This window comes from Roseomonas sp. TAS13 (assembly GCF_001950415.1).
GTDB lineage: Bacteria > Pseudomonadota > Alphaproteobacteria > Acetobacterales > Acetobacteraceae > Roseomonas > Roseomonas mucosa.
This window is the reverse complement of record NZ_BDLP01000531.1, coordinates 1-2,298: the sequence shown is the minus strand read 5'-3', so window position 1 is coordinate 2,298 and position 2,298 is coordinate 1. Positions and strand designations below refer to the sequence as shown.

Annotated in this window: 2 protein-coding genes; both read right to left on the bottom strand. The window is 74.6% G+C overall.

From position 1 onward, the window contains the following. A partial coding sequence (locus ROTAS13_RS23180; protein ID WP_075823556.1) for a Do family serine endopeptidase occupies window positions 1-1,276 on the bottom strand: 1,276 nt, incomplete at its 3' end. A gap of 91 nt (window positions 1,277-1,367) precedes the next feature. Beyond that, window positions 1,368-2,298 (bottom strand): HAMP domain-containing sensor histidine kinase (locus tag ROTAS13_RS23175; protein ID WP_139323521.1); only part of this gene is annotated, 931 nt, incomplete at its 5' end.

Here is a 2,298-nt window from a genome sequence, read left to right as displayed (position 1 = left end):
GCTGCTCGGCCTCGCGGATGCTGGCCAGGCCGATGCCGAAGCGCGGCTGGCCGTCATCCTCGCCATGGCCGGCCTGGGCCTGGGCGCCGTCCTGGGCGGGCAGCGAGGCGAGCTTCACCGGGAGCTTCTGGTCCTCCCCGTCGCGGCGCGCGGTCAGCGTGGCCTCGGCGCCGGGGTGGTGGTCGGCGATCACCCGGGCCAGCTCGCGCGGGCTGTGGATCGCGGTGCCGTCCACGGCGGTGATCACGTCGCCCGCCTTGAGCCCGGCGCGGGAGGCGGGGCTGTCGGGCTCGACCTGGGCCACCAGCGCGCCCTGGGCCTCGGGCAACTGCAGCGCCTTCGCCATGGTGGCGGTCACCGGCTGGGTGCTGGCGCCAAGGAAGCCGCGCTCGACATGGCCGTTCTTCTCCAGCTGCGCCACCACCGTCTGGACGATGTTGGAGGGGATGGCGAAGCCGATGCCGACCGAGCCGCCGCTGGGCGAGAAGATGGCGGTGTTGACGCCGATCACCGTGCCGTCCTGGGCGAAGAGCGGGCCACCGGAATTGCCGCGGTTGATCGGGGCATCGACCTGCAGGAAGTCGTCATAGGGGCCGGCGCCGATGTCGCGGCCGCGGGCCGAGACCACGCCCGCCGTGACGGTGCCGCCGAGGCCGAAGGGATTGCCCACCGCCACCACCCAGTCGCCCGGGCGGGCCTTGTCGGAATCGCCCAGCTTCAGGAAAGGCAGGTTGCCGCCGGCATCGATCTTCAGCAGCGCCAGGTCGGTGCGCTCGTCGCGGCCCACGATCCGGGCCGGCAGCTCGCGCCCGTCATCCAGCGTCACCTTCACCGAGGCGGCGTCCTTCACGACATGGTTGTTGGTGACGACATGGCCCTCGGCATCGACCAGGAAGCCGGAGCCCAGCGCCTCGGCCACGCCGCCGCGCGGCCCGCCCTCGGGGGCACCGAAATAGCGGCGGAACATGCGGTCCTGCGGCGAGCCCGGCGGGAAGGGCGAGCCGGCCTCGGCCTGCTGCTGCGGCTTCTCGATGGCGGTGATGGTCACCACCGCCGGGCGGACTTTGGCGACCAGATCGGCAAAGCCCGGAAGGCCCTGCATGGCCGGGGCCACCACGGCGGCGGCGGGCTGGATCTGGCCGCCCTGCGGAGCCTGGACGGCACCCTCGGCGAAGGCGGGCGCCCAGCCGGTGGCGACGCCACCCAGGGCCGTGCCGGCCAGCAGCACGGCGGCGAAGGCGGCGTTGCGACGGCGGTTGCGGAAGGGATTCGACATCCGAGCGGTTCCTCTCAGGACTGCGGCCGGTGGTGATGCCACCGCGATGGATGCCATCTGGACCCGCGCCGCTGGAGACGCTCCGACAGGATCATGAAAGAGTTTTCAGGGTTCCGGACCGGGCTCGGGCGCGGCGGGCGGCGGCGGAAAGGTCCAGGGCGACGGTGAGCCCCCTCCCCCCCGGCCCGTCATGGAGTTCGAGGCGGCTGTCATGCAGGCGCGCGACCGCGGCCACGAGGGCGAGGCCCAGGCCGGTCCCCGGCGTGTTGCGGCTGCGGTCCAGCCGGTAGAAGCGGCGGAGCACCTTCTCCCGCTCCTCCGCCGGGATGCCGGGACCGTCGTCGGAGACCTCCAGCACCGGGCCGGGGCGCAGCGTGACGCGCAGCGTGCCGGCGCCATGGGCCAGGGCGTTGTCGAGCAGGTTGGCAAGGGCCTGGCGCAGCAGGGTGGCATGGCCGGCGATGCGCTGGCCGGGGGCGATCCCGGCCTCCAGCCGGCGCCCGGCCTCCTCGGCCACGGGGGCATAGACCTCCGCCACCTGGGCGACGAGCGCGGAAAGGTCGAGCGGGGCGATGTCGTCCCGCCCCGCCCCCGCCTCGGTGCGGGCGATGCGCAGCAGGGCGGAGAAGGTGGCGAGGATGCCGTCGAGTTCCCCGATCGCGGCCTCCAGCGTGGCGGCATCGGCCTCCGGCTCGCGGGCGCCGGCCAGCGCCGTTTCCAGCCGCTGCCGCAGGCGGAAAAGCGGCGAGCGGAGATCGTGCGCCACGTCGTCGGTGACCTGCCGCACCTCGGCGACCAGGCGCTCGATGCGCTCCAGCATGGCGTTCATCGTGGCGGCGAGGCGGTCGAACTCGTCGCCGCGCCCCGAGGCGGGCAGGCGCCGGCCGGGATCGCCGGCCATCACGGCGCGGGCGGCGGTGCTGACCCCGGCCAGGCGGCGCTCCAGGCTGCGCGCCGCCAGGAAGCCCAGGGCCAGGGCGAGCACGGCCCCCAGCGCGCCCGAGATCCAGGGCGTCCAGGCC